The organism is Aquimixticola soesokkakensis (assembly GCF_900172375.1).
Classification (GTDB): domain Bacteria; phylum Pseudomonadota; class Alphaproteobacteria; order Rhodobacterales; family Rhodobacteraceae; genus Aquimixticola; species Aquimixticola soesokkakensis.
The window spans coordinates 1-20,908 of the sequence record NZ_FWFS01000012.1; the positions used below are offsets into that span (position 1 = coordinate 1).

A 20,908-nucleotide genomic window follows, 5' to 3' on the forward strand; every position below is an offset into this window, starting at 1 on the left:
CACCCCAAACGATAACAAAAACCACTTACCCACACCCCAAAGCGCAACTTTCGAAAAATCAAAACCAAACACACCAAATCACCCCCGAGTCACCAAAACAAAAATCACCAAATAAATCCAAAACAACCCACAACCGACTCGCCTCAAACACCCAAAAGTGGCGCCGAGTCGGCGCGCAGGTGGCGTGCCGATGCGCGCGCCCTGCCCTTTTTGGGTATTTATATCCGAAAGAAGACCACCGGCGTGCCCTGCCCTGTCACGGCAGAATGAGGATGGCGCGAAAGTCATTCACATTGGTCAGGGTCGGGCCGGTGATCACCTGATCGCCGATGGCCGCGAAAAAGGCGTGGGCATTGTTGGCCGCGAGGGCGTTTGCAGGGTCGAAACCCGCCTGCGCGGCCTTTGCCAGCGTGTCGGGGCCGATCACCGCGCCCGCCACTTCGGCGGCTCCATCGACCCCATCGGTATCACAGGCCAGCGCATGGATGCCTGCGGCCCCCTCCAGGGCCAGGGCCAGTGCGAGGCAGAATTCGGCATTGGGGCCGCCGATCCCTGCGCCGCGCCGTGTCACGGTCAACTCGCCGCCCGACAGCAGCAACACCGGATGGGACAGGGCTTCGCGGCGCACGGCTTGGGCCAGTCCGGCCTGCGCGCGCGCCACGTCGCGCGCTTCGCCCTGCACAGCGTCACCGAGCAGGCGGACCTCGATCCCTTGCGCGCGCGCCAATCGCGCCGCGGCTGCGAGCGATTGCGCAGGCGCGGCGTAGATCACGTTTTCCACTTTTGACAGGCGCGGATCGTTGGGCGCAACGACCCCTGTGGGGCGCGACAGCGCTTGGGTGACGGCCTCGGGCACCGCGACGTTCCAATCCGCCAGCACCGCGCGTGCATCCCGCGCGCGGCTGGCATCGCCCACGGTGGGGCCGGAGCCGATGAAGGCGGGATCATCCCCCGGCACATCGGAAATCATCAGGGTCAGCATCCGTGCGGGATAGGCGGCGGCGGCCAGTTGCCCGCCCTTGACCCGCGAGAGATGTTTGCGCAGGGTGTTCATCTTGTCGATGGGGGCGCCGCTTGCCAGCAGGGCGGCGTTGACCTGTTGTTTTTGCGCAAGGCTCACCCCCTCGCAGGGCGCGCACAGCAGCGCCGAGGCCCCCCCCGATATCAGCGCGAGCACAAAATCCTCTTCGCCCAGCCCCGCCAACAGCGCGAGCATGCGCCCGGTGACGGCCTCCCCCGCCGCATCGGGCACGGGGTGGGCCGCTTCGACGATCTCGATCCCCTGACAGCTGCGCGCATAGCCGTAGCGGGTGATCACCAGCCCCTCGCAGGGGCCCCATTGCGCCTCCACCGCCTCGGCCATACGCGCGGAGGCCTTGCCTGCGCCGACCACCACCACCCGGCCCTGCGGTTTGGGCGGCAGGGCCTGCGCAAGGGAGCGCATCGGGTCGGCCACTTCGACCGCGCGGTCGAACAGGGACCGCAGCAGCGGCTCGGGCGAAAGGACAGCGGGCGGGCGGGTGTCGGGCTGCGAAGTGTCGGGCATGGGGTCTCCTGTCGGTTGTTACGATCATGGGCCCCACGCTTGCCGGCGCAAAGGGTTTATTGGGCCGCGCGCAGGGCTTGGCGCAAATCGGCAACCGCTTCGCGCGATTGTGCGGCCAAAGTCGCCAGATCGAGCTGTGGCAGCGCCCCGTTCACCACCACCGGCCGGCCCGCCACGAAGCTGTGTTTGACCGGCGCGCCGGCGCAGATGATCGGGCCAAGCGCAAGATCGTGCAGCCCCATGAAGCGCGGGGCCGACAGGTCGAACAGCGCCAGATCCGCCGCTTTGCCCACGGCGATTTCCCCGATCGCGGGAAGATCCAGCGCCTGCGCGCCCCCCATGGTCGCCCAGTGCAGGATGGTTTCGGGCCGCATTGCCCCCACGCCCTTGGTGGCGCGGTGCAGGGTGAAGGCGCTGTAAAGGGCCGCGCCCATGTCGGCCGCCTCATTGGCCCCTGCGCCATCAACGGCCAATGACACCCTGCCCCCCAGCGCATGCAGGCGGTCCGCCGGCGCCACGCCCGAGCCGAGCCGCGCGTTGGCCTGCGGACAATGGGCCATGCCGGTGTTGGTCTCGGCCAGGAGGTCCAGTTCGCGCTCGGAGAGATCAACCAGATGGGCAAACCACACGTCGTCTCCGAGCCAGTCGTGTCGGGCCAGCCATTCGAGCGGACGCTGACCGTACATCTTTTGCGTAAAAGCGGCGTAGGCGGTGTTTTCATTCAGATGCGCATGCAGGCGCAGGCCCAGGTTGCGGGCGAAACCGGCAATCTCGCGCAGGTCGGGTTCAAAGAGGTTAAAGGTGGGCGTGGTCGGGGCCACCGCCACCCGCGTCATCGCATCGGGCGCGCGATCGTGAAACCGCGCCGCCGTCGCCGCGATCCGCTCCAGCATCTGCGCGAGCGGCTCGTTGGGCGACGGCGGCATGGTGGCGTCGGCAAAGGCCCGCCCCTTGGTCATCCCCCCGCGCGCAAGAACGAAGCGCATGCCAAATTCGGCCGCGACCCCAAACAGCACTTCGGCAGGGTCGTAGTCGTAGCGTTCGGAGAAAATATAGTGGTGGTCGCTGACAGTTGTGCAGCCGGTCAGCGCCAGCTCGGCCATGCCGATACGCGCGGAGGTTTGCAAGATCTCGCGGGTGATCAGCGGCCAGTAGCGATAGGGCACCTCGGCCAGCCAGATGTCGAGCGCCTCGTTCACTCCCTCGGGCACGCCCTTGAGGATGGATTGAAACAGGTGGTGGTGAGTGTTTACCAAACCGGGGGTGACAACGCAGCCGCGCGCATCGACGACCTGCTCGCCCTGCTCGGGGGATAGCGCGCCAAGGGCCGCGATCCTGCCGCCGCGCACCCGCAACGCACCCGCAAACCGTGTGCCCGCGCGATCGCCGGTCAGCCCCTGCGCGATATTGGTAATCAGAAAGTCGCTCATGTTTTGCTCCCGCCAAGTCGTTGCGACGAGCAATGTCGGGGCCGCAGCCCCACCGCTTCTACTCCCTGCCTGTTCTGGCCTGCTGGCGCGCGCCTGTCACCTGCACCACGACAGCGATGGCCACAGCCGCGCTGCCTGGGCAAACGGTTTGCACAGAAAACAGGCAAAGGGTCGCCCCTCTGCCTCCTGGCTGCGCAAATCCGGTCTCAGCCTTTGGGCCGCAGGGACAGCCCGTCGGCAAAGAGGTGCAGCTTGTCCGAAGCGGCGCTCAGGTCCACCCGCTTGCCCCGAAGCCCCGCGTGGATGCCGGGTAATTTGGCGATCAACGGATCGCGCCCGCCCTCGGCGCTGAAATAGAGCAAAGTCACCTCGCCCAGCGCCTCGATGAAATCCACCGTGCCCCCGATGAGCGGCGTGCCCTCGGCCAGCACCAGATCCTCGGGACGCACCCCGACGTTGACGGCGCGCCCGAGCTGATCTGCCTCTGTGGGGATCGCCACGGTCGCTGTGCCACCGGACTCCAGCGTCACGGTGGTCTGCGCGCCCGTTGCGCTGATTTTGCCCGCCAGCAGGTTCATCGCGGGTGAGCCGATGAACTGCGCGACGAATTCATTGTCGGGGCGTTCGTACAGATCCAGCGGGCTGCCGACCTGCGCGATGCCCTTATTGGCCAGCACAACGATGCGATCGGCCAGAGTCATCGCCTCGACCTGATCGTGGGTGACGTAGATCATCGTGCTGTCAGGCATGGATTCCTTGAGCTGGGCGATTTCGATCCGCGTGGCGACCCGCAAAGCCGCATCGAGGTTCGACAGCGGCTCGTCAAACAGATAGACCTTGGGATCGCGCACAATCGCACGCCCGATCGCCACGCGTTGGCGTTGCCCGCCCGAGAGCGCCTTGGGCAAGCGGTCGAGGTAGTCGGTCAATTGCAGGATGCGCGCGGCATTCTCGACGGCGGCGGTGATCTCGTCGGTGGATTTCTTGGCGATCTTGAGCGCGAAGGCCATGTTGTCGCGCACCGTCATATGCGGATAGAGCGCGTAGGATTGAAAGACCATGGCGATGCCACGCTGCGCAGGCGGCACGTCATTCATCGGCACACCGTCGATTTCGAAGGTGCCGCCGGTGATTTTTTCCAAGCCCGCGATCATGCGCAACAAGGTGGACTTGCCGCAGCCCGACGGCCCGACAAAAACCACCAGTTCGCCGGTCTTGATGTCGAGATTGATGTCGCGCAGCACCTCGACCTTGCCACCGTAAGATTTCGCAACATCCGTGAGCTTGAGTTCCGCCATGGTCTCTCCCCTCCCCTTCTTGTGGTTTATTGTTTCAGCAGGATGCAGGGCTGCCACGGGCCCAGATGCACCTTGCCGTCCGGCCCCGCATGGGCCGAGTTCAATTCGCCGCCCACCGCATGCCATTTGCCCGCAGGCGGATCGATGGCGCAGGGGTCGTCGCTAAGGTTGAAGGCGCAAAACACCGTTTCGTCGCCGCTTTTGCGGGTAAAGGCGATGGTGTTGCCGATCACCGTCACACGGTCCATCGCGCCGGTTCTCAGCGACGAATGGGCGTGCCGAAACGCAATGGCCTTGCGATAATGGTGCAACAACGACCCGGGATTGGCTTCGGAGCTGGCGACCGACAGCTTCAGGTGCTCGCCCGAGACCGGCAACCACGTGGTGAAAGCATCCGAAAAGCCCGCGTGGTGGTTGGCTTCATCCCAGACCATGGGCGTGCGACAGCCATCACGCCCCTTGAAGGCTGGCCAGAAGCGGATGCCATAGGGATCTTGCAGATCCTCAAAGCGCAGATCCGCTTCGGGCAGCCCCAGTTCCTCGCCCTGATAAAGGCAAACCGAGCCGCGCAGGCACATCATCAGCGTGGTGAAACACCGCGCCGCACTGTCGCCCAGATTCCAGCGCGAAATATGGCGCGGCACATCGTGGTTGGAAAAGGCCCAACAGGCCCAGCCGTCGCCCGCAACCTCATCGACTTTGTTCATCACCTCTTCGACATAGGCCGCCGTCGGCATTTTGCCCGACAGCAACTCAAAGGCGTAGCTCATGTGGATGTGTTCATCGCCGCGCGTGTATTCGCCCAGAATTTCCAGCCCGCGCTGATCATCCCCGATCTCGCCGACGGCCGCCGCATTATAGCCGTTCATCAGGCTGCGCAGCTTGGCCAGAAAGATCAGGTTCTCGGGGCGGGTCTTGTCATAAAGGTGATCCTGCCAGGTGTAGGGGTTCACCGCAGGGGCCGTGATCGGATTGCGGTCTTCCTCGGCCAGCGCGGGGTTGTCGCGCAGCTCGGCGTCATGGGTGTAGAAGTTGATCGTATCCAGACGGAAGCCATCCACCCCGCGATCCAGCCAGAATTGCGACACATCCAGCAGGGCCTGCTGGACCTGCGGTTCGTGAAAGTTCAGGTCGGGTTGTTCGGTGAGGAAATTGTGCAGGTAATACTGGCACCGTGTGGTGTCCCATTGCCACGACGAGCCGCCAAAGATCGACAGCCAGTTGTTGGGCGGCGTGCCATCGGGTTTGGCATCGGCCCAGACATACCAGTTGGCCTTGTCGTTGTCCTTGGAGGCGCGGCTTTCCTTGAACCACGGGTGCTGGTCGGAGGTATGCGAGAGCACGAGATCGATCAGCACCTTGATGCCGAAACTATGGGCCGTCTCGATCACCGCGTCGAAATCGGCCAGCGAGCCGAACATCGGGTCCACATCGCAATAATCGGACACATCATAGCCGAAATCGCGCATCGGCGAGGTAAAGAACGGCGAAATCCAGATCGCATCGACCCCAAGCGAGGCAACATGGGGAATGCGGCGCACGATGCCCAGAAGGTCGCCGATGCCATCGCCATTACTGTCTTGATAGCTGCGCGGGTAGATCTGGTAGATCACGGCACCGCGCCACCAGTCAGGGTCTTTGGCGATATGGGTTTTGGAAATTTGGGAGGTCATAGTCAGTCTTATCCACCTTTGACGGAGCCGGCCAGCAGGCCGCGCACCAGGAATTTCTGCATTGCAAAGAACACGACGAGCGGCACGGCGATGGATACAAAGGCGGAGGCCGCCAGAATGTCCCAATCACCCCCGCGCGAACCCAAAAGTTCACGCAACCGCCCCGTCATCACGAGTTGGCTCTCGGTGTTGCCCAAGAAAACGGTCGCCACCAGCAGATCGTTCCACACCCAGAGGAATTGAAAAATCGCAAAAGAGGCCAGCGCCGGAAAGCTGAGCGGCAAAACGATGCGCCGGAAGATTTCAAAATCCGTCGCCCCGTCCACTTTGGCGCTTTCGATGATCTCCTTGGGCAGACCGGCGATGTAGTTGCGCAGCAGATACACCGCCAGCGGCAGGCCAAACCCCGTATGCGCCAGCCATATCCCGAGGTAGCCCTTGCCCAGACCAATCGAATTGTGCAGGCGCAACAGCGGGATCAGCGACATTTGCAGCGGCACCACCAACAGCCCCACGATCAGCGCGATCAGGATCGCACGTCCGGGAAAATCCATCCACGCCAAGGCGTAGGCGCAAAAGGCCGCCACGAGGATCGGGATGATGGTCGCCGGAATAGTCACGGTAAACGTGTTTACGAAGGAGCGCCCGATGCCTTCGGAAAACAACACGCGGGTGTAGTTGGCGGTGGTAAAGCTGGGCGGGGTTTTGACGGTGGTAAAGACCCGCTCGCCGCGCTTGCCGCTGGGCTGCTCGGCATAGGTGAACACATAGTCGCCATTCTCGGCAACGCTCAGGGTGTGGCCGTCATCCTGCGCCACCTCCCCTGCTTTGAAGGCCGCCGGTTCGCGGATGGAAATGCCGAAATCCGACACCGTGCCCGCACCGCCCTCATCCTCAAAGACGTTGCCTTCGATCACCCAGACCCCGTCCACCTGCCTCGCGGTATCCGGCGCGCTGGCGCGCGCGACGATGTTTTGTTCCGAGGCCGAAAGCGCGGTCCACCAGCCCGAGGTCGTGATCGCGTCGCGGTCGCGAAAGGAGGAGATCAGCAAACCAAAGGTCGGCACCACCCAGAGCAGCACCAAAAGGCCCACCGCGATGTTGACCGCCCAGGTCAGCGAGGACTTTGTCCCTGCGATATTGTCCATCTCAGATATCCTCCTTGCGGGCGTTGCGAATGTTCCAGACCATGATCGGCGTCACCATCAGCATGATGACAAGCGCAATCGCCGAGGCGCGCCCGTAGTCGTTGCCGCGAAACATCCAGTCAAACATGTAGTTGGCAAGCACCTGAGTGCCCCACTGGCCGTTGGTCATGGCCAGCACGATGTCGAAAATCTTCAATACGGTGACGGTGATGGTCGTCCAGACCACCGCGACCGTGCCCCAGATCTGGGGCACTTTGATCTTCCAGAACACCTGCCAGGGGTTCGCCCCGTCCAGAATCGCCGCCTCGATGGTTTCTTCGGAAATACCGCGCAGCGCCGCCGACAGGATCACCATGGCAAAGCCCGTCTGAATCCACACCAAAATCGCCATCAGGAAAAAGTTGTTCCAGAACGGCAGGGTAATCCATGCCGCGGGGTCGCCCCCAAACCCGTAGACGATGGCATTGAGCAGGCCGATCTGTTCCTGACCTGCCGCGCGGTAGTCATAGACGAATTTCCAGATGACCGAGGCCCCGACAAAGGAAATCGCCATGGGCATGAAAATCAGCGATTTGGCGAAATTTCCCCAGCGGATGCGATCCGTCAGCGCCGCTGCGATCAGGCCGAAAAACGTGGCCAGAGCGGGCACGGTGATCAGCCAGAGAATGTTGTTGAAGAGGGACTCGCGAAACTTGCCGTCCTTGACCAGCCAGACCCAGTTATCCAGCCCCACCCAGGTGCGACCGGAGCGGTTGTGCAAGGACAACCAGATCGAGTTGAACACCGGATAAACAAGATACAGCCCCAAGATAAAGAGGGCAGGAAACATGAACAGCCACGGGCGGATGCGATTCGCGCGATTGATATTGCGCCCCGCGTTCACGCCCTTGGCCGGAAGCGCCGCATCCAGCAGTTTATTGGACATGAAAAAGTACAACACGCAGCCAAACACGCCTGCAATCATCGTGCCAAGTGCGAATGTAATCTGCTCGAGCATCTGGTTCTCCCCCTCCCCGAATTGTCACAACGCGCCATCGCAAACCGGGTTGCGCAGCCTTTCAAGGGTGCGCCGTACAGGCCCCGTCGATGACGGTGCCCCAAAGCCGATCACGACTTTTGCCAGCAAAGACAAAGAAATACGTCACATCTTTTACAGGTAGCGCAAAGCGCGTCGCTGCCAAGAGCGGGCGTTGCACAGCCTGTCAAAGACGAAGTGGCGCGGGCACATGCGGCCCGCGCCAAACGGGCCTACTTGAGGCTGTCCCAGGTGGACTGGATCTCGTCCGCCACGGATTGCGCATCCTCGCCGGAGGCGTAATCGACCATGCCGGTCCAAAATGCGCCTGCGCCGATCGCGCCGGGCATCAGATCGGAGGCGTCAAAGCGGAACACATCCGCGTTGAGCAGGATTTCCCCCATGCCGCGCGCCGTATCGGTGGCGTAGGTCGCGGTGTTCGCGCCGGTATGGGCGGTCAGGAACGCGCCATCCGCCATCCAGATTTCATGGGCGATGGGGTTCTTGAGGTAGTCCACGAACGCCCGCGCGCCCTCGGAGTCATTGGTGATTGCCGCCACCGTGCCTGCTCCCAGAACCGGATTGCCCAATTCTTTTTCAGCATAGGCCGGGAAGTAGAAGAAATCCGCGTCGATGCCGAGTTCCGTGCCCTCGGGGAAGAAGGCGGGAATGAACGATGCCTGGTGATGCATGTAGCACCCCGGAGGCGAGGCAAACAGACCCGCAGGGCTGTCGCGGAAATCGGTCGTTGCAACGGAACCGGCGCCGCCCTGCACAAAGGCATCGTCGCGCGCAAAGAAACCGAATTCTTCAATTGCGCCAACCACCTCGGGGGAATTGAACGGCAGTTCGTTGGACACCCAAGCGTCGTAGACTTCGGGTGGCTGTGTGCGCAGCATCATGTCCTCGACCCAGTCGGTCGCAGGCCAGCCGGTCGCAGCCCCCGACCCCAGACCGATACACCACGGGGTGCCGCCATCTTCGGCGATCTGCTGGGTCAACGCCTTGAGATCTTCCAGCGTTTCGGGGATTTCATAGCCCGCATCGTCGAAGTTGTCGGGCACATACCAGACCAGCGACTTCAGATCGGCGCGGTAGAACAGGCCGAACAGGTGATCTTCACCGTTTTCATCGGGAAAGGTTGCCAGATCCACCCAGGACTGGCCAGCGGCGTAGTTCTCTTGCACCCAGGCCTCGTCCTCATCGGTGAGCGGTGCAAGCAATCCGCGCGAGGCCATGTCTTTGACCAGCCCGGGCTGCGGGAAAATCGCGACATTGGGCGCAGAGCCCGCTTCGGCGTCGATGACGATCTGCTGTTCGAAGCTGTCGGAGCCGGAATATTGGACATCCGCGCCGGTTGCGGCTTCGAAATAGGCCGCAGCAGCGTTAAAGCTGTCCGCCTCGGCGCCCAGCCAGCTTCCGAAAACGGTGATCACTTCGCCCGAGAGGTCCAGCTTGGACAGCTCCTCATAGGCCGACCACGTAAAGTCGCCTTCGCCCACGGGATATTTCAGGTCCTGCGCATGGGCAGAGGACACGAGGGCAAGCGCGGCTGCGCTGGCGAATAGTGTAGATTTCATTCCATTACCTCCCAGTATGGTTCCGAAGTGTCGCGGCCGCCTGCCCGTGCAAAGCCCCTCCTCGCGGGGAGTGCAGGGTGAATCAGGAAAGCCAAAGCGCTTTGGGTGCGCTCAGAGTGTCGTTTAGATGACTATGTGTCAACGGTCTTATCCCGTCGTGTGTCAACGGCCCTGCCACGCGCACCCCATGAAAGCTGCGCGTTCGAAAACCGTTCTGCCCCTACAGTTTACGCGATTGGTCCAGAGGTCAATTCCCTCTTGGGTTGCGCCCCCTGAAAGCCCAGACTTGCACGCCTGCCCCGCCCTCTGTTCAGGGCGCCATTCAGGTTTTGACCTCCAGCACGCAACCGCTTATTCTTTAAGCGATCAAGATCAATGCGGGGTGCGGTCCTTTGGGGACCGGTGGCGGGGAGCGGCGCAGACAGACTATGAACCTCAAGGAACTTTCCAGCCTCTTGGGGTTGTCGCAGACAACCGTCAGCCGCGCGCTGAACGGCTACCCCGAAGTGTCCGAAGCCACGCGCAAGAAAGTCACCGCGATGGCGCGCGCCCACGGCTATGCGCCCAATGCACGCGCGCGCGGTCTGGCCACGGGGCGCACCATGTCCATCGGCCATGTCATCCCGCTGTCCACCCGCCATGAAATCGTCAATCCGGTGTTTTCCGACTTTGTGGCCGGTGCCTCGGAAATCTATTCCGCCAATGGGTACGACATGTTGCTCACGGTCGTGCCCGATCAGGGCGAGGCCGAAGCCTATCGCAAGATCACTGCCCGCCAGACCGTGGACGGCGTGATCGTGCATGGCCCCAAAGCACAGGACGGGCGCATCGCCTTGCTGCGCGAAATCGGCATGCCCTTTGTGGTTCACGGGCGGATGAGCGCGGATGACACCGGCTATGCCTGGGTGGATATGAACAATGTCACCGCGTTTTCGTGCGCCGCTGACTGTCTGATCGACCTTGGCCATCGCCGCATCGGCCTGCTGAACGGGTTGGAAACGCTCGACTTTGCCCTGCGGCGGCGCGAGGGCGTGCAGCGCGCGCTGGCGGCGGCGGGGATCGAGGCGCAGGCGCGCTATTTCCTCTCCGACGAGATGACCGAGGGCTTTGGCTACCGCGCCACCTGCGCCCTGCTCGACCTGGATGAGCCGCCCACCGCGCTGATCGTGTCCTCGCTGATTATCGGCATCGGGGTGCGGCGCGCCGCCGAGGAACGCGGGCTGAAGCTGGGCCGCGAGCTGTCGCTGATCGTGCATGACGACGACCTCAGTTATTTGCGCAACGGCTCGGAAACCGGCGCGCCGGTCTTTACCGCCACCCAGTCCTCCGTGCGCGATGCCGGGCGGATGTGCGCGCAGAATCTGCTCGATATCATCGCTGCCCCTGACACGGCCGCCCGCTTTCAGACCGAGCTTGAGGCCAAACTGGTGATGGGCAGTTCCACCGGCCCCTGCCCCGTGTAACATTGCGCAACGCCCGCACGCCGCAACCGGGTCATTCCCCCTTTGCGCGCGCGCTTTGGCCTGCTACCAAGGCCCAAACAGCCCGTTAGCGCTATCACAGATCGCCCCGTTGCCGCCACAAAGGACCACGCCATGCCCAGCCATCCCGCCAATACCCTCACGCTCGTCGCTGATGTCGGCGGCACCAACACCCGTGTGGCGCTGGCCGATGGCACCCGTGTTCTGGCGCAAAGCGTCCGCAAATATGCCAATGCCGACCACAGCGATCTGCAGTCGGTGATCCGTGCCTATATCGCGGATGAGGGCGGCGTTGATTGTCTGGGCGCATGTGTGGCAATCGCGGGTCCGGTGATGGACGGTGTGGGCAAGATGACCAACCTCGACTGGACCTTTGACCGGGACAGCCTGCGCGCGGCGACGGGTGCGGAACATGTGTCCATTCTCAATGACTTGCAGGCACAGGGTCACGCGATCGGCTATCTGTCAGAGGATAAGTTGCGGGTGATCATCGACGGCCCGAGCGGCAAGGAACACGCCGCCAAACTGGTGATCGGCGTCGGCACCGGCTTTAACGCGGCTCCCGTTTTCGACACCGAAGCGGGGCGTTTCGTTGCCCCGTCCGAATGTGGTCATACCGCCTTGCCGGTGGGCAGCGAGCGCCTCAACCGCCTTGCCGCCTTTATCGCCGCTGAGCACGGGTTTGCCTCGGTCGAGGAAGTGCTGTCGGGGCGCGGGATGGAAAACATCTACCGCTGGGTCAGCACCGAAGCCGGGACGCCCGCCAAACTGGCTGCCGCCGACATCGGGGCGGCTGCGAAATCCGGCGATCCGCTGGCGGTCATAACGCTGGAAACCTTCGCGCAAGTGCTGGGGGCCGTCGCGGGCGACCTTGCGCTGACACAGCTGCCCTACGGCGGCGTTTATCTCATCGGGGGAGTCGCGCGCGCGATCACACCGTGGCTGCAAGGCGATAATTTCGCCAAACCCTTTCAGGACAAAGGCCGGTTTTCGACCTTCATGCGCGATTTTGGCGTAAAAATTGTCGAGGATGATTTCGCCGCTCTCGTGGGCTGCGCCAGCCATATCGCCCATAAAACACACGGATAAATCGCTCCGACAGCCCCCAAGTCCAATCCAGCGCGCGCCCTGAGTGGCGCGCGTTTTGCGTTTGTGATGTCGAAAATCTTTCCTGCGTAACGTCGAATTAACGGTCTGCCCGCTATGACATAGGACGCAGACGGGACGACAAGGGACACATAGATGCAACTTCTGACACCAGACTTGCGGAGACGGGCATGAGCACGACAGTGACACTCGACGCGCGTCTCGACTACCAATCTGTAGAGCCATTGCGCGATACCTTGCTGGCGGCGGGCCCCGCTGAGCTTGTGATCGACGCCGCCCATGTGCGCCACATCGGCACGCTGGCCCTGCAAACGATTCTTGCCGTGGTCAAAACCCGCGCCACCAACAACCAGGCCACCCGCGTGAGGGAAGCCTCGGACGCCTGCGTCGATCAACTGGGCCTCTTCGGCTTTACCCCTGAAACGCTTACACAACCGGAGGAATGGGCATGAGCCTCGAAGTCCTCGCTGTCGATGACAGCCGAACCATGCGCGACATGTTGAACCTCGCGCTTTCCTCGGCGGGTTTTACCGCCCACCTTGCCGACGATGGCCTGCACGGCCTTGAAGTGCTCGAAGATATCGAGCCGGACGTCATCATCACCGATATCAACATGCCACGCCTTGATGGCTTTGGGTTCATTGACGCCGTGCGTCGTGAGGAAAAATGGGCACGCATTCCCATTCTGGTCCTCACCACCGAAAGCGCCGACGAGTTGAAAGCCAAAGCCCGCGCGGCAGGGGCGACCGGCTGGATCGTCAAACCCTTTGATCCGGCAAAACTGGTCAAAGCGCTGCAAATGGTTGCTGGCTGAAAGGTAGAACATGTCTGACCCGATGGCAGAAATCCGCGCCTCCTTCTTTATCGAATGCGAGGAACTCCTGGAAAGCCTGCAAGATGGCCTCCAGATGATGGATGACGGCGAAAGCGATAGTGAAACCATCAACATCGTCTTTCGCGCGGTCCATTCGATCAAAGGCGGCGCAGGAGCCTTTGGGTTGAACGATCTGGTCCATTTCGCGCATCGGTTCGAAACCGCCATGGACGAAGTGCGCACGGGCCGGTTTGTGCCCGATGGCGAAGCGATCAAAATATTCTTCGCCTGCGCGGATGTGTTGGGCGACCTTGTCCGTGCCTCGCGCGACGAAACCCCGATTCTCGACGAAATGACCGCACCGGTGCTCGATTCGCTCGAACGTCTGGTCGGCATGGAAGAGGAAGTCGAGGAGGAGGTGGAATTCGTGCCTGCGGGCATCGCGCTCGACCTCGGCGGACTTGGGGATCTTGGCGGCGGGATGGGCGACCTGCCCCCGCTGGATTTACCAGCACTCGACATGCCATCGCCTGACCTCTTGTCGGCAGACGGCCTGCCTGAGGGCAGTGAAACGCCTGACGTCGCGGGCGACAATGACGCACAAGCTGCTCTTGGCAAAGGCTTTAAAATCCACTTCCTGCCGGAACCTGCCCTGTTCATTTCCGGCAACGAGCCGCTTTACCTCTTTCGGGCCCTGCGCGATCTGGGCGACTTAACGGTTCGCTGCGACACCTCCCGCCTGCCCGCGGCAGAGGCGCTTGCGGCCGAAACCGGTTACCTGTCCTGGTCCTTGGTGCTCCTGACCGAGGAACCCGAAACCGCCGTGCGCGATGTCTTTGAATTCGTTGACGGTCTCTGCGTCCTCACCATCGAACCGATCACGAACGCAGCCTTGGACGGTAGCATGGCTCTGCCCGATCTCGATGTCCCGTCAGCGCAGATCCCGCTTGCGCCCGGCGACTCGGCCGAGACCGCGCCTGTCGAAACAATCGCCGCCGAGGCCCCGCCCAGCAGCCCCGCGCAAGCGGCGCCTGCCGCCCTGCCCGACCGGCTTGCGCCCGGCGCTGCAGCTGCGCCAATCCCTGCGCCAATCCCTGCGCCAGCCGCTGCGCCAGTCGCGCCGCCCGCACCGATCGAAAGCGCCGCGGAAAGTACAGAGCCAAGCGATGCACCTTCGCGCGAAGCGAAAAACGCCCCGACCCAACCGCGCGCAACCGTGCGCGTCGACCTGGAGCGCGTGGACCGTCTGGTCAACCTAGTCGGGGAATTGGTGATCAACCAAGCCATGCTCAGCCAATCCGTCACCGAAGCCGGCCTGCCGGCCAATTCGGCGGTCTCGACCGGGTTGGAAGAATTTTTGCAGCTCACGCGCGACATCCAGGAAAGCGTGATGATGATCCGCGCCCAGCCGATCAAATCGCTGTTCCAGCGCATGGGGCGGATCGTGCGCGAAGCCTCGGCGGCCGTGAACAAGGACGTCCGCCTGCACACAGACGGCGAAAATACCGAAGTCGACAAGACCGTGATCGAACGGCTCGCCGATCCGCTGACCCATATGATCCGCAATGCGGTGGATCACGGGTTGGAAACCACGGAAAAACGGGTCGCAAGCGGCAAGCCGCGCAACGGGCATGTGACCCTCACCGCACAGCACCGCTCCGGACGGATCGTCATCGATGTCTCGGATGATGGCGGCGGCATCAACCGCCCCCGCGTTCTGGAAAAAGCCATCGAAAAGGGTCTGGTCTCGCCAGAGGCACAACTGAGCGATGGCGAGATCGACAACCTTTTGTTCCTGCCCGGCTTTTCCACCGCCGCAGAGGTCTCGGCTCTGTCGGGGCGCGGGGTTGGCATGGATGTGGTGAAAAGCTCGATCCAGTCGCTCGGCGGGCGGATCGCCATCACCTCCGTCGAAGGCAAAGGCACGACCTTTTCGATCTCTCTGCCGCTCACGCTTGCCGTGCTCGACGGGATGGTCGTGCGGGTGGCCGGCGAAACCCTGGTCGTCCCGCTCAACGCCATTCTCGAAACGCTGACCCTCACAGACGACGACATCAAACAACTCGGACCTGAAACCCATGTGGTGCAACTGCGGGGCGGATTTGTTCCGTTGCTCGATCTGGGTGCCGAACTGGGCTATCGCACGCCCGAACAAAGCTACGTCGGTGGCATCGTCCTTTTGATCGGCCAGGAGGACGGGCATCGCGCCGCCCTCGTCGTGGATGCGATCGAGGATCAGCGACAAGTCGTGATCAAGGGTCTCGAGGGCAGCTACGGACGCGTTCCGGGCATCGCCGCCGCCACGATTTTGGGCGATGGGCAAATCGCGCTCATCCTCGATCCGATGGATCTTATCAGCCAAGCCAGCGGTCGCACCAAAGACCGCAGCCTGTCCCTTTCGCACGCAGGATAACGCAATGAATGACATCACCAAACAACCCGACTCTGCCATTGAACTCCTGTCCTTTCGCGTCGGCGGTCAGGATTACTCGGTCGATATCATGTCCGTGCGCGAGATCAGAGGCTCCGCCAAGGCGACCTCCCTGCCCCATGCGCCTGCCTTTGTGCGCGGGGTGATCAACCTGCGCGGCACCGTGCTGCCAATCATTGATCTTGCCGCACGGCTTGGGCTTGAAACCGGCCAAGACACCGAACGCAACGTGATTATCGTCGTTGATCTTGGCGGGCGCACCGCGGGGCTGATGGTTGACGCCGTGTCGGACATCCTCGCGATTCCGACCGATGAAATGCAGCCTCCGCCCGACCTTGCGGCTGACGACGCCCGCACCTTTGTCAGCGCACTGACCATCGTCGACGGGCGGATGATCCGCGTGCTTGATTTGAACGCGGTGATGCCGCCGCAAGGCGAGGAAGCCGCTTGACCTACCATGCCCCAGAGGAGCGCGCAAAATTCGGCGCGACCATGTCCGACGCCACGTTTTCGCGCGTCGCAAAAATTGCGCAACGCGAAGCGGGGCTGGTTCTGGCCCATGCCAAACTGTCGATGGTCCAATCCCGTCTCTCGCGGCGCCTACGTGCCTTGCAGCTGCCGGACTTTGACAGCTACCTCGATTTTCTGGAGGGGGAAGCCGATGGTCGCACCGAAATGCGCCATTTCATCTCGGCGCTGACCACAAATGTGTCGCATTTCTTTCGGGAAATGCACCACTTCAACACGCTCAAGGAACAAGCCCTGCCCAAGCTGATCGAGCGCGCCAAATCCGGTGGGAAAATCCGCATCTGGTCCGCGGGATGCAGCAACGGGCAGGAACCCTACTCGATTGCGATGAGCATTCTGGAGGTGTTCCCTCAGGCCGGCGACTTCGACATCAAGATTCTTGCGACCGACATCGACCCCGAAGTTTTGGCAACGGCGCGGGCGGGCGTGTATTCCGGCTCTTTGACCACGGGCCTCGATGAGGACACAAAGCGCAGCTATTTCGACCGCAGCGGGACCGCCGAGGACGAGAAGCTGACGGTCAAACCCAATGTGGCCGCCTTGGTGGCCTTTCGCGAATTGAACCTGCATGCCACCTGGCCGATGCAGGGCCAGTTCGACGCGATCTTCTGTCGCAATGTCGTCATTTATTTCGACGAGCCGACGCAGGAAAAACTGTACCGCCGCTACGCAGAACGGCTGGGCCGTGAGGGGTGGCTGTTCTTGGGACATTCCGAGCGGATCAATGATTCTTCGGCGCAATTGTTCGCCAGTTGCGGCGTCACGACCTATCGCCCGACGGGGGCGACACCTTCATCCTCAGCAAAACCGACCGCAGGCGCGGTCGCGAAAGGGCAGCAACATGGCGCTTAGAGATCAACTTCGTATTCTCGTCGTGGACGACATGTCCACCAGCCGCGGCCTGATCACCAATGCGCTGGACTCCTTTGGCATTCGCACCGTGGCCAGCGCATCCGACGGGCCGAGTGCCCTGCAAAAAATCGCCGCATCGCCCGTCCATCTGGTAATCAGCGACTACAACATGCCCGGCATGGACGGCTTGCATTTGTTGCACGCGTTGCGCAGCGCGCCGGCCACGCGCGGCGTCGGATTTTTGCTGATCACCGGGCGCGCAGATCGCGAGATCATTGAAAAAGGGAAACAGCTCGGCATGAACAACTTTCTCAAAAAACCGTTTGAACCCGCTGGGTTGCGCGCCGCAATCGAAGCCATCGTGGGGCGGCTGTAATGACCATTCCCTCCCCGTTTCGCGGGACGACCGGTGGGACGTCCTTTGAGGAGCAGACGATCGATTACCCGCTGCTCAACCGGCGTATCCAGGATGAAATCATGGCCTTGGTGATCCTCGCGGCCGAAGTGCAGATCGCACTTGGCCCCACTCTGGCCGAAGCGCGCTCCCTGTCCCCCGCCGTCCAGCGCAGCTTGCAAGCGATCGACCGCTTGCAACAGACGCTCGACGATCTGCAACGGGTGATGGGGTTCATGGCGGCGCAATCGCCCCATGCGGGGATCAAGATCGAACCCCTCAGCCATGTCATCAAACTGCGCCACCTCGCCCACAAATTGTTTGACGATGTCGATACGCCCTTTGCGCTGGCAGAGGATGACTCCGGCGACATCGCCTGGTTCTAAGCCCGGTTTTACGCGTCGTCCCAAGCCCCACATCCGCGCATAAAACATCCGCGCATAAAAAAGCCTGCACGGCGCGAACCGAACAGGCGAATTTTTCAGGCTTTGCGCAGGTGAATGCGCGCTCTGACCGGGATCAAAATTGCTTGCGCAACCTTGATCTTAGCCAACCAGTTCGAGACCGGAGAAGAAATACGCGATTTCTTGCGCAGCAGTTTCCGGAGCATCGGACCCGTGTACAGAGTTCTCGCCAACCGATTCTGCGAATTCTGCGCGGATGGTGCCGGCCGCCGCGTCCGCGGGGTTGGTTGCGCCCATGACTTCGCGGTTTTTCGCGATTGCGCCTTCGCCTTCAAGGACTTGCACAACAACCGGCTCGGACGCCATGAAGTCGCAGAGTTCGCCGTAGAAGGGACGCTCTTTGTGGACTTCGTAGAAGGTGCCAGCCTGCGCCGGGGTCAGTTGGATGCGTTTTTGCGCAACGATGCGCAGGCCGGCTTCTTCAAACTTGGCGTTGATTTTGCCCGTCAGGTTGCGGCGGGTTGCGTCGGGTTTGATGATCGACAGGGTACGTTCGATAGCCATTTTCATGTCTCGTCTCTACAGCGGCGCGAGCCCTACGCCCTCGCCTTGATTATGGCCCGCGACTTATCACGCGACATGCGTGATGGAAAGCCGCGATTGACTTGGCGTTTGGGATAGGTCAGGTGACGGATCATGCTCAGGATCTCAGATATCACCTATTCCGTGGAAGGCCGCCCCCTGTTTGAAGGGGCCTCCGCCACGATTCCCACCGGACATAAAGTCGGGCTTGTCGGGCGCAATGGCGCGGGCAAAACGACGCTGTTCAAACTTATTCGCGGCGAATTGCAGCTTGAAGGCGGGACGATCGATATCCCCCAACGCGCGCGCATCGGCGGCGTGGCCCAAGAGGTCCCCGGCAATGAGGTTTCCCTGCTCGACACGGTGCTGGCCGCCGATGTTGAACGCGCGGCCCTTTTGGCAGAAAAGACCGACGATCCCAATCGTATCGCCGATATCCAGACACGGCTTGCCGATATTGACGCCTGGTCTGCCGAGGGGCGCGCCTCCTCGATTCTCAAGGGGTTGGGTTTCACGGCCGAAGAACAACTTATGCCCTGCTCGGCTTTTTCGGGCGGCTGGCGGATGCGCGTGGCGCTGGCGGCGGTGCTGTTTTCCGAACCCGACTACCTGCTGCTCGACGAGCCGACCAACTACCTCGACCTCGAGGGCGCGCTCTGGCTTGAATCCTATCTGGCGAAATATCCCCACACGGTGCTGATCATTTCCCACGACCGCGAATTGTTGAACCGCGCGGTCGGGGCGATCCTGCACCTCGATAAAAAACAGCTGACGCTCTGGACCGGCAATTACGACGCCTTTGCCAAGGCCCGCGCGGCACAACGTGCCATTCAAGCGGCTGCGGCCAAGAAACAGGACGCCGCCCGCGCCCACCTGCAAAGCTTTGTGGATCGCTTCAAGGCCAAGGCCTCCAAGGCGAAACAAGCCCAGTCGCGCGTTAAGATGCTCGACAAAATGGTCAAGATCACCGCCCCCGAGGACGAGGCACGCACGCGCTTTACCTTCCCCGAACCCGAAGAACTGTCGCCGCCGATCATCCATATCGAGGGCGGCTCGACGGGCTATGACGACACGGTGATCCTGAAAAACCTGAACCTGCGCATCGACCAGGATGACCGCATCGCGCTTTTGGGGCGCAACGGCGAGGGCAAATCGACGCTATCCAAGCTGTTGTCGGACCGCCTGCCCGCGATGGGGGGCAAAATCACCCGCTCCAACAAGCTGCGCATCGGCTTTTTTGCCCAGCATCAGGTGGACGAGCTGTTCATCGACGAAACGCCGCTTCAGCACCTTCAGCGCGAGCGCCCGGGCGAGATGCAATCCAAACTGCGTGCCCGTCTGGCTGGTTTCGGCCTGGGTGCCGATCAGGCGGAAACCGAGGTGGGTCGCCTATCAGGGGGCCAGAAGGCGCGACTGTCGCTGTTGCTGGCCACCCTGCCCGCACCGCATCTTCTGATTCTCGATGAGCCGACCAACCACCTTGATATCGAAAGCCGCGAAGCGCTGGTCGAGGCGCTGACCGCCTACACGGGCGCGGTGATCCTTGTCAGCCACGACATGCACCTCCTGTCGATGGTCGCGGACCGTCTGTGGCTGGTCAAGGACGGCACGGTGGCGCCCTATGAGGACGACCTTGAAACCTATCGCAAAATGCTGATCACGCCGGATGCACCGGCGAAATCCTCACGCGACAAGGAAAAGGCCGCCGCCAAACCCAAACCCTCGCGCGACCAGATTCTGGCCCTCAAGGCCGAGGTGCGCAAATCCGAGGAACGTGTCACCAAGCTGCAGGACATGAGCCAGAAACTGGCCAAGAAACTGTCCGATCCCAAACTTTATGACGAGGATCGTGTGGATGAGGCCGCCGTTTGGCAAAAGAAATATGCCGAGGTGATGGAAGCCATCACCCGCGCGGAAACCCTCTGGGTGGCCGCCCTCGAAAAGCTGGAAAAAGCGGAGAAATAACATGGATATGGCCGGCCTGATCGCAGCATTTTTCACCTTGTTCGTGGTGATTGACCCGATCGGGTTGGCCCCGCTCTTTGTTGCGCTGACCCAAGGCGAAAGCACGCATAAACGGCGCGTCATCGCCGTGCGTGCTGTCGCCATCGCCGCTTTCGTCCTGGTTTTATTCGGGATTTTCGGTGAAGCGGTTTTGGGCTTTGCGGGCATTTCCATGGGGGCCTTTCGCATCGCGGGGGGCATTTTGCTGTTCCTCACCGCGCTCGACATGTTGTTTGAACGGCGCACCAAACGGCGCGGCGAACAGGCCGCCACCCATGACGATGACGCCTCCGACGACCCGTCGGTCTTTCCGCTGGCCACGCCGCTGATCGCAGGTCCCGGCGCGATCGCGTCGATGATCCTGCTGATGGACCGCGCCGATACCCTGCTTCTGGATGTCGCGGTGATCGGTGTGCTCGCGCTGGTCCTTGCGATGGTTCTGGTGTTTTTCCTGAGCGCGGGCCTTCTGGAACGCCTGCTGGGCGTGACGGGAACCAATGTGGTGACCCGCCTGCTGGGCATGTTGCTTGCGGCTTTGTCGGTGCAATTCGTCATCGACGGTCTGCGCGAGGTCGGCACGCTCGCAAGCTGACCCGCGCGCGCGAAACCTCTTGGAACTGA

19 protein-coding genes are annotated in these 20,908 nt (G+C 62.1%); 11 read left to right on the forward strand and 8 right to left on the reverse strand.

What is annotated here, in order from left to right; translation table 11 throughout:
* Nucleotides 1-256: 256 nt before the first annotated feature.
* The 7 genes from AQS8620_RS14645 to AQS8620_RS14675 form a co-directional block, all read right to left on the reverse strand.
* Entirely contained in the window at nt 257-1,546 is a 1,290-nt protein-coding gene (locus AQS8620_RS14645; protein ID WP_085837773.1) for a glycerate kinase type-2 family protein, read from the reverse strand.
* Between the two features lie 56 nt (nt 1,547-1,602).
* Nucleotides 1,603-2,976, reverse strand: coding sequence for an amidohydrolase family protein (locus tag AQS8620_RS14650; RefSeq protein ID WP_085837774.1), 1,374 nt, complete (start codon nt 2,974-2,976; stop codon nt 1,603-1,605).
* Between the two features lie 206 nt (nt 2,977-3,182).
* Nucleotides 3,183-4,274 carry an ABC transporter ATP-binding protein gene (locus AQS8620_RS14655; RefSeq protein ID WP_085837775.1) on the reverse strand — a complete coding sequence of 364 codons (1,092 nt, stop codon included), beginning with the start codon at nt 4,272-4,274 and terminating at the stop codon, nt 3,183-3,185.
* A gap of 26 nt (nt 4,275-4,300) precedes the next feature.
* Entirely contained in the window at nt 4,301-5,947 is a 1,647-nt protein-coding gene (locus tag AQS8620_RS14660; RefSeq protein WP_143267542.1) for an alpha-glucosidase, read from the reverse strand.
* A gap of 8 nt (nt 5,948-5,955) precedes the next feature.
* Nucleotides 5,956-7,095 carry a carbohydrate ABC transporter permease gene (locus AQS8620_RS14665; RefSeq protein WP_085837776.1) on the reverse strand — a complete coding sequence of 380 codons (1,140 nt, stop codon included), beginning with the start codon at nt 7,093-7,095 and terminating at the stop codon, nt 5,956-5,958.
* 1 nt (nt 7,096) lies between these two features.
* Nucleotides 7,097-8,092: a carbohydrate ABC transporter permease gene (locus AQS8620_RS14670; protein WP_085837777.1), complete on the reverse strand. Its 996-nt coding sequence runs from the start codon at nt 8,090-8,092 to the stop codon at nt 7,097-7,099.
* Between the two features lie 251 nt (nt 8,093-8,343).
* Nucleotides 8,344-9,690, reverse strand: a complete 1,347-nt coding sequence (locus tag AQS8620_RS14675) for an ABC transporter substrate-binding protein (protein ID WP_085837778.1) — start codon at nt 9,688-9,690, stop codon at nt 8,344-8,346.
* A 428-nt stretch (nt 9,691-10,118) separates the two neighbouring features.
* Between AQS8620_RS14675 and AQS8620_RS14680 the strand changes: the two genes are divergently transcribed.
* From AQS8620_RS14680 to AQS8620_RS14720, 9 genes are all read left to right on the forward strand, one after another.
* A complete protein-coding gene (locus tag AQS8620_RS14680) occupies nt 10,119-11,153 on the forward strand; it encodes a LacI family DNA-binding transcriptional regulator (protein WP_085837779.1) in 1,035 nt (344 codons plus the stop codon).
* Nucleotides 11,154-11,285: 132 nt separating this feature from the next.
* Entirely contained in the window at nt 11,286-12,260 is a 975-nt protein-coding gene (locus tag AQS8620_RS14685; RefSeq protein WP_085837780.1) for a glucokinase, read from the forward strand.
* A gap of 149 nt (nt 12,261-12,409) precedes the next feature.
* Entirely contained in the window at nt 12,410-12,730 is a 321-nt protein-coding gene (locus tag AQS8620_RS14690) for an STAS domain-containing protein (RefSeq protein WP_503089902.1), read from the forward strand.
* Complete coding sequence (locus AQS8620_RS14695; protein ID WP_085837883.1) at nt 12,727-13,092, forward strand: response regulator; 366 nt, start codon at nt 12,727-12,729, stop codon at nt 13,090-13,092. The genes AQS8620_RS14690 and AQS8620_RS14695 overlap by 4 nt, the downstream gene beginning before the upstream one ends.
* Before the next feature lie 10 nt (nt 13,093-13,102).
* Complete coding sequence (locus tag AQS8620_RS14700; RefSeq protein ID WP_085837782.1) at nt 13,103-15,505, forward strand: chemotaxis protein CheA; 2,403 nt, start codon at nt 13,103-13,105, stop codon at nt 15,503-15,505.
* Between the two features lie 4 nt (nt 15,506-15,509).
* Nucleotides 15,510-15,974, forward strand: coding sequence for a chemotaxis protein CheW (locus AQS8620_RS14705; RefSeq protein WP_085837783.1), 465 nt, complete (start codon nt 15,510-15,512; stop codon nt 15,972-15,974).
* Nucleotides 15,971-16,903, forward strand: a complete 933-nt coding sequence (locus AQS8620_RS14710) for a CheR family methyltransferase (RefSeq protein ID WP_234990510.1) — start codon at nt 15,971-15,973, stop codon at nt 16,901-16,903. The genes AQS8620_RS14705 and AQS8620_RS14710 overlap by 4 nt, the downstream gene beginning before the upstream one ends.
* Nucleotides 16,893-17,279, forward strand: coding sequence for a response regulator (locus AQS8620_RS14715; protein WP_085837784.1), 387 nt, complete (start codon nt 16,893-16,895; stop codon nt 17,277-17,279). The genes AQS8620_RS14710 and AQS8620_RS14715 overlap by 11 nt, the downstream gene beginning before the upstream one ends.
* Complete coding sequence (locus tag AQS8620_RS14720; RefSeq protein ID WP_085837785.1) at nt 17,279-17,683, forward strand: DUF8776 family protein; 405 nt, start codon at nt 17,279-17,281, stop codon at nt 17,681-17,683. The genes AQS8620_RS14715 and AQS8620_RS14720 overlap by 1 nt, the downstream gene beginning before the upstream one ends.
* A gap of 159 nt (nt 17,684-17,842) precedes the next feature.
* Here AQS8620_RS14720 and ndk read toward each other — a convergent pair whose 3' ends face one another.
* Nucleotides 17,843-18,265, reverse strand: coding sequence for a nucleoside-diphosphate kinase (gene ndk / locus AQS8620_RS14725; RefSeq protein ID WP_085837885.1), 423 nt, complete (start codon nt 18,263-18,265; stop codon nt 17,843-17,845).
* Between the two features lie 132 nt (nt 18,266-18,397).
* On the opposite strand from ndk, the gene AQS8620_RS14730 reads away from it, so the two are divergent.
* On the forward strand, nt 18,398-20,248 hold the full coding sequence (locus tag AQS8620_RS14730) for an ABC-F family ATP-binding cassette domain-containing protein (RefSeq protein WP_085837786.1): 1,851 nt from the start codon (nt 18,398-18,400) through the stop codon (nt 20,246-20,248).
* Between the two features lies 1 nt (nt 20,249).
* Nucleotides 20,250-20,879 (forward strand): MarC family protein, encoded by a 630-nt coding sequence (locus AQS8620_RS14735; RefSeq protein ID WP_085837787.1) that lies wholly within the window; start codon nt 20,250-20,252, stop codon nt 20,877-20,879.
* Nucleotides 20,880-20,908: the final 29 nt, after the last annotated feature.